This window comes from Priestia sp. P5_B4 (assembly GCF_056400385.1).
This window is the reverse complement of the sequence record NZ_JBFULJ010000157.1, coordinates 1-6,585: the sequence shown is the minus strand read 5'-3', so window position 1 is coordinate 6,585 and position 6,585 is coordinate 1. Positions and strand designations below refer to the sequence as shown.

Genomic DNA, 6,585 nt, shown 5'->3' with positions numbered 1-6,585 from the left:
TTTTCAGCTGTATTCGTAGCGGGTATTATCTTTATCATCCTATCGTTAACATCGTTTCGTGAAAAATTAATTGAAGCTATTCCAAACAATTTAAAGCACGCGATTAGTGCTGGTATCGGTTTATTTATTGCTTTTATCGGGCTTCGTTCAGCCGGTATTATTGTTGCAAATAAGTCAAATTTAATTGGACTTGGTGATTTGCAGTCTGAAAAAGTAGTTTTAACACTGATTGGACTTGCGATTACAATCATTTTATATACGCTAAATGTAAACGGCGCTTTATTCTTCGGTATGATTATTACGGGGTTAATTGCTTTCTTTAGAGGACAGCTTTCATTTGATAAAGGTTTGTTTGCTTCTCCTCACCTTCCAGACGGCTTAATGATTTCAAATCCTTTTGCTGCTTTTGGAGATGTTATTCATCATGATCTGTACACAGTTGTTTTTTCTTTCTTACTTGTTACAATTTTTGATACAACAGGTACAATGGTAGGAGTAGCTCAACAGGCCGGTCTTATGAAAGGTAATAAGATGCCTCGCGTACGTCAAGCATTGCTTGCTGACTCATTTGGTACAACGATTGGAGCTTTATTTGGTACAAGCCCAACAACGGCTTACGTTGAATCTTCATCTGGTGTAGCAGCAGGCGGACGTACAGGTCTAACAGGTGTGACGGTAGCCATTTTATTTATTGTTGCAGCGTTCTTTAGTCCGGTTGTAAGCTCGGTTTCTGGCGTAGCAGCTATTACTTCACCTGCATTAATTATTGTCGGAAGCTTGATGATGGGTGCTGTAGCTAAAATTAATTGGAATGACTTTGATGAAGCGTTCCCTGCCTTTTTAGTTGTTCTAGCGATGCCTCTTACATCAAGTATTGCAACAGGAATTGCGCTAGGCTTCATTTCTTATCCGTTAATGAAGCTGGTAAAAGGAAAAGGCAAACAAGTCCATCCACTTGTGTATGTCTTTGCGGTTTTATTTCTCTATCAGCTCATCTTTTTACCGCATTAAAAAAGCTTGGAGATTCGTCTCCAAGCTTTTTTTATTGAAAGTGATTGTTATTTTCTTTTGTTTGATAAAGATAATTTTCCACATAGATTTGTTCTGCATCAGAAGCATTCTTTATTCCTTCTTCTGGATCTAATTCGATACTTCTCTTCTTAGCTATATAATCCACTAGCGCCCCAAACCCTAAAAGACCGCCTATGATCCCAGCAAATACAATCCATATTGGCAATCGCTTCACGTCCCTTTTCTTTTAATTGTATCACCCTCAGCAAAACAGGTAAATATTAACATAGTTATCCATTTGTAAATAAAACGCTTTTTACCAAATATACGTAAAAAACTTCTTTGTATTTGGTATACTAAACTCACGGCATGTTCTACAGAGAAAGGGGCTTAATTGCATATGAACAAACAGCTTGGAACGTTAATGTTTGTTATTTTTATGGTATTTGTCGGCTTTGGAGTGATCATCCCCATCGTACCTGAAGTTATTCGTGCCACGGGTGCAAGCACGGTCAATTTAGGAATACTAATGGCTAGCTATTCGATCGCATCTTTTATTACCGCACCTTTTTGGGGGAAGCTTTCCGATATAAAAGGCCGGCGTCCCATCTTACTTTGGGGATTACTCGGCTTTAGCGCAAGCTTTTTTCTTTTCTCGGTGGCAGAAAACTCTCTGACTTTAATGTATACGTCGCGCATCATCGGAGGTTTGTTCGCAGGAGCTGTTATTCCTTGTGCTTTTGCATATGCTTCTGATAGTACAGATGAAGAAAACCGAACGAAAGCAATGGGACTGTTAGGAATGTCGATTGGCTTAGGCTTTATTTTTGGACCGGCATTAGGCGGCGTCCTTTCATCTTTCGGCTTGTTTGTTCCCTTCCTTATCTCTGGTATCTTGTCACTGATTATGACAGCGTTCTCATTCTTTACGTTAAAAGAATCTTTACGAAAAGAATCTGCTGATAAAGTACAGACATCGAGATGGCATGACTTCACCTCAGATTTTCAAGGAGCTATGAAGTATTTATATGTTCTTTCATTTTTAGCGACTTTTACGCTCGCTGGTTTAGAAGCTACTTTTCAATTTTTTCAAATAGCGAAAATTAATGCTACTCCTACGACAATCGGATGGATGTTTATGGCGAGCGGTTTAACTCAAGCGCTGATTCAAGGCGGTGTGCTGCAGCGATTTAAAAAAGGAAATGAAAAAAAGCTGATGGCCATTGGCTTATTGGTTTCAGCAATAGGATTTACGTCTATTTTGTTATCTTCTAGTGCCGTTAATGCTACCTTATTTTTGTGCATATTTACAGCAGGAAATGCCCTTATTCGTCCTTGTGTCCTCTCATTAATTACAATGAGAACCAAAGTAGGATATGGCTCTGCTTCGGGGCTAACCGCCTCAATGGATAGCTTAGGGCGTATTTTTGGTCCTCTGCTTGGTGCATTTGCCTTTAAACTCAATATGACGCTGCCCTTTATTATCGGAGCTGTTGTCACTTTAGCTGCTTTACTGCTGATTCAGCGTCATACAGCTCTAGATTATTCTGAGCAAACACTCTCATCGTAGAGGCCGGGACAACATTATTTTAGTCGAAAGAAGATCCGAACGGTGAATCGAGATTCTTGATGGAGAATCCAGCGCGTTCGGATTTTTTTATTGTTATGAGTATTCTAGCTGTGTTGATTAGAGAGCAAGAAGGAGACTACTGAGGAATAGAGGAAGAGGTGAGACCCGGCAGGAGCGCAAGCGACGAGAAGGCTCAGCGGCCGCCCGCGGAAAGCGAAGTCTTGCACGGAAATCAACAGTCGATTCCTACTAGCTCATGTAGCTCATTTGTTGGTCTTTAGATTAATTTAGCGATGGATCAATCTCTTTTCATCGTTACTAACACAAGGTTATCAGCAGCTGCAGTGTGTTTTATAATTGAAAACTGATGCGCTTTGTACAGCTTAATGGCAGGTGTATTTTTTTCGGCTGTAGACACCATACATTCACATTCAGAATATCTTTGAAGTACATGTGTTAAAAGACGGTTTCCGATTCCTTTTCGAAAGTAACGAGGACGCACAACGAGGCGGCAAATCGTTAATCGCTCATTTTCTTTTTCAAACGACAGCACTCCTGCTAGCTTACCTTCAACCATTTCTCCGATAAACACTTCCTTGCTTTTCATAATATCTTCTTTGCTTTCTGTAAGCTGAGGAATATCTGAAAAACCAATGAGCCTTGCTTCTTCTTGATAAGCTTCTACTTGCACAGCTACTATTTGAAGAGCGATATCCACTCTTTGATGTTCGAGGATTTGAAGCATGAAAACCACTCCATTTCTTTCACAAATTTAGACAAATTCCATGTTTTCACTATATCCAAACGCCTTCCTTGTACATATTGTATTATGTACCGAATTAGCCAGGAGGTGTTTATATGCATATCACTGCTGAAAGAATTAGAGAAGCAACAGAAGCGATTGCTTCTACTGAGCTTGAAACGTTTATGTACCAAGAGCCAACTGCTCTTCACAGACGCTCTCGTCGTCGTTCTACTCGCCGTTCTACTCGCCGCACTACTCGTCGCACTACTCGTCGCACTACTCGCCGCACTACTCGCCGCACTACTCGCCGTTCTACTCGCCGTTCTACTCGTCGTTCTACTCGTCGTTCTACTCGTCGTTCTACTCGCCGTTCTACTCGTCGTTCTACTCGCCGTTCTACTCGTCGTTCTAGCCGTCRCCGCTGTCGCTGCGGTTCACCTTGCTGCTCATACCCATGGTTTAATAAATCATTTGGCTGCTGCTTTAAAGGGCATGGCTGTCGTCGCTAAATAAATCTAAAGCAAGTCGAGTTTAAAACATACGCGGCTTGCTTTTTTTAAGATTTTTATTTTACATAATCATTCGTTTTACTCTTCTGGAAAAGGAAAACAACGTATAATAATGGGAAAGAATCTCTCTTAAAAGGAGGCCTATCCATGCACTTATCTTTTGATCATCTTGTTCATTTTTCACCTGATCCTATTAAAGCTCAGAAAGAACTAAACGAATACGGAATAAATGTCATTAAAGGCGGCATCCATGAAAAATGGGGCACTTTTAACACGTTGGCTTATTTTAACCTCAGCTATATTGAATGGCTTGGGCTTAGAGATATCGCGTTAGCTCAAAACGTTACAGATAATGACCTTATTCAGCAGCTTGTTAACGAACATACACCGCTTGGTCATTTTGGCCGATTTGCACTTCGTACAGATGATATGGATTTGCTGATAAAAGAGCTGGAAAGCAAGAACGTCACTGTAAAAGGTCCTGTAGCGGGTTCTCGCCAAACCAATGATGGAGAAAGACTTCAATGGAAAATGTGTTTTATTGAAGCTGACCACGATTCCCTGCCTCTTCCTTTTTTTATTGAATGGGGTGAACCAGAAGAAAAACGCAAGCCAAAGCTAGCGGATCTTTCTTCCCACCAAGCTGGTCAGCTGCAGCTAAAAAATATTTACTGTGCTGTACATAACCTCGAAGAATCCATCAGCAAGTGGACGAAACTGCTGGACGTTCAGTCTGGCGAAAGCTACAAAGACTCTTTACTTGATGCACGTTGTCAAAAACTATATGTCAATGGAGGAAACCTTATTTTTTGCAGCGGAACACAAGGTGTTGTCCATGATACATTAAAAAAAGTTGGAGAACGTCCATTTTTGGTTGAATTGGATCACGCTCTAACACCGCAACAAATTACCGTACAAGGAGCTTCTTTTAAATTCAACAAATAAACATCCGCGGACGGATGTTTATTTGTGTGCTTCTTTTATAGCTTGATAAATGAAATGAGGCAAAATTTCAAAAGAATACTGAACGTCTAATCTTTCGGTCCATTGATGCGCATCTCTTCCCAGCGGTCCAATGTTGAGCACCGGCATCTTCAGCTCCTCTAGCTCTTCTAGCGGGATATGATACCCTTTATTCCATAGGGGCATATTGGCTACTAACGTGTTAAATGTATGAAGCGGATGCTGCAGGCTGGCATAGCTTAAATCCGAAATTCCGCCAAAATAACTTTGCTCAACTAGCTCCAATTGGAATTGCTCTTTGGCAGTTGCCTGTACGTTTGACAAAATCTCTTGTACAAACGGATCATCATGTGAACAAACGGCCGGATAAAAAGGCGGCGTAAAAAATAAGACCATCATCGGAGCTGCTTCTTTACATAAACCAKCTAAAGAGTTTACTAATTTAATGGTTTTATTTCTGTCATCCTCCTCTTGTGCCAAAAGTGCTGCTTCCATTTCGTGCACATATTTTTCGYCGTGCTGTTTGACTGCATGAGTATAAAGTTCTTCATACGTCCATACGTTCACGTCAAGAGATGAACCCTCCATTCCCTCAGCGTACTGCCTAGCGGCTTTATTATAATGTTTTTTCACATTCAAAGCCGCTTTGTCAGCCGATTTCAACAGCAGATCTGTTACTTCTTTAAGAGAGCGGTTTAACATAAATAAATTAAATAATACAACGGCAGAGTGCGGAACTTGAACTGAATACTCTTCTTTTAAATCTTTTTGTATCAGCACCGTAGGAGGTGGACTCGTTTCATCTCTTACTTTTTCGCAAAAATCAACGTTTAATTCTATTTCTTTTGTTAAATAAGAAGCTAGTAAATTAGCATTTAAACCAGCTAGCGGTTCTCCTACATGAGTTTCTTTTCCATAACACAAAAAGCTTGGCATGATTTTTCCAATCGATCCTGAGTACACATAGTTCGTTTGATCTCCAGGATAGCGGCTGAACACCGGTTCTGCATTTAGCATGAGAGAAAAATCCAGCTGATGTTTGCGGGCAAGTGCTAAAAGAACAGGCACTGCTTTTCTCATCCCAAGCGAATTTACTTCTTCATCCGGTACCGACAGCAGCAGGATGTTTCCGTCAAACTCTCCGTTGCATGCTCGTTCAACCATACTGATATGCAAGGCAATGCCTGCTTTCATGTCCATCGTTCCTCGGCCAAAAAGCCAGTCTCCTTTTATCATATCTTTTTGTACGTGCGCCGGAACTTGTTCCATATGGTTATAAAAAGTACTCGTTAATGTATCAGCGTGAAAAGCATCCTTTTTCCACTGTCCATAATCTTGTACATCCACTACATCGTAATGACTTACTAGTACAACTGTTTTGTTCGTATTTTTCCCTTGAACAAAAGCTGTAACAATCGATCGCCCGTCTCCTGTTGAATGAAGCTCGACTTGCTCGTTTTTTTGAAAGTAAGGCAGCTTCAATAAATACGATGCTATCGATTCAGCCATTTCCACTTCTGCCATCGTTCCTGTCACGCTAGGTATAGAAACCAATTCGCTTACAAGTTTTTTTAACTGTTCTTTTGTTTGATACAAAGATGTTTTGTTCGACATACCCTTCATCTCTTTCCTTTTTCTAAATTTTCTATCAAACAAAACCATTCGTCAATCCCTTTGACAGAGACCCTTTCATTCTATCCCTATGTATCATAGTATGGCGCTGCCTTTACGCACATGATAAAAAAAGAGTGCGCGGCTAGGGATAGCACCGCACACTCTTTTTTTAC

Annotated in this window: 8 protein-coding genes; 5 read left to right on the top strand and 3 right to left on the bottom strand. The window is 40.6% G+C overall.

All coding sequences use genetic code 11. The features are described 5' to 3' along the window. The coding region (locus tag AC1DRF_RS13635; RefSeq protein WP_477740927.1) for an NCS2 family permease at positions 1 to 1,011 on the top strand (1,011 nt) is incomplete at its 5' end. Positions 1,012 to 1,042: 31 nt separating this feature from the next. Here AC1DRF_RS13635 and AC1DRF_RS13630 read toward each other — a convergent pair. Further along, positions 1,043 to 1,237, bottom strand: coding sequence for a hypothetical protein (locus AC1DRF_RS13630; RefSeq protein WP_013082184.1), 195 nt, complete (start codon positions 1,235 to 1,237; stop codon positions 1,043 to 1,045). Positions 1,238 to 1,411: 174 nt separating this feature from the next. Between AC1DRF_RS13630 and AC1DRF_RS13625 the strand changes: the two genes are divergently transcribed. Together AC1DRF_RS13625 and AC1DRF_RS13620 are read left to right on the top strand one after the other, a co-directional pair. Next, positions 1,412 to 2,581, top strand: a complete 1,170-nt coding sequence (locus AC1DRF_RS13625; protein WP_477740926.1) for an MFS transporter — start codon at positions 1,412 to 1,414, stop codon at positions 2,579 to 2,581. Positions 2,582 to 2,739: 158 nt separating this feature from the next. After that, positions 2,740 to 2,862: a hypothetical protein gene (locus AC1DRF_RS13620; protein WP_477740925.1), complete on the top strand. Its 123-nt coding sequence runs from the start codon at positions 2,740 to 2,742 to the stop codon at positions 2,860 to 2,862. Between the two features lie 17 nt (positions 2,863 to 2,879). Here the strand turns inward: AC1DRF_RS13620 and AC1DRF_RS13615 are convergent, their stop codons facing one another. Continuing rightward, positions 2,880 to 3,326 carry a GNAT family N-acetyltransferase gene (locus AC1DRF_RS13615; RefSeq protein ID WP_427075503.1) on the bottom strand — a complete coding sequence of 149 codons (447 nt, stop codon included), beginning with the start codon at positions 3,324 to 3,326 and terminating at the stop codon, positions 2,880 to 2,882. Between the two features lie 113 nt (positions 3,327 to 3,439). Between AC1DRF_RS13615 and AC1DRF_RS13610 the strand changes: the two genes are divergently transcribed. After that, entirely contained in the window at positions 3,440 to 3,835 is a 396-nt protein-coding gene (locus tag AC1DRF_RS13610) for a CotG/ExsB N-terminal domain-containing protein (RefSeq protein WP_477740924.1), read from the top strand. Positions 3,836 to 3,982: 147 nt separating this feature from the next. After that, entirely contained in the window at positions 3,983 to 4,780 is a 798-nt protein-coding gene (locus tag AC1DRF_RS13605) for a VOC family protein (protein WP_043979727.1), read from the top strand. An 18-nt stretch (positions 4,781 to 4,798) separates the two neighbouring features. Here the strand turns inward: AC1DRF_RS13605 and AC1DRF_RS13600 are convergent, their stop codons facing one another. Further along, positions 4,799 to 6,412 (bottom strand): M20/M25/M40 family metallo-hydrolase, encoded by a 1,614-nt coding sequence (locus AC1DRF_RS13600; RefSeq protein ID WP_477740923.1) that lies wholly within the window; start codon positions 6,410 to 6,412, stop codon positions 4,799 to 4,801. Positions 6,413 to 6,585: the final 173 nt, after the last annotated feature.

What these genes read in the sequence shown, in the direction of transcription:
- AC1DRF_RS13605 (WP_043979727.1), top strand. Translation starts at nt 3,983, where the DNA reads ATGCACTTATCTTTTGATCATCTTGTTCATTTTTCACCTGATCCTATT.
- AC1DRF_RS13625 (WP_477740926.1), top strand. Translation starts at nt 1,412, where the DNA reads ATGAACAAACAGCTTGGAACGTTAATGTTTGTTATTTTTATGGTATTT.
- AC1DRF_RS13615 (WP_427075503.1), bottom strand. Translation starts at nt 3,326, where the DNA reads ATGCTTCAAATCCTCGAACATCAAAGAGTGGATATCGCTCTTCAAATA.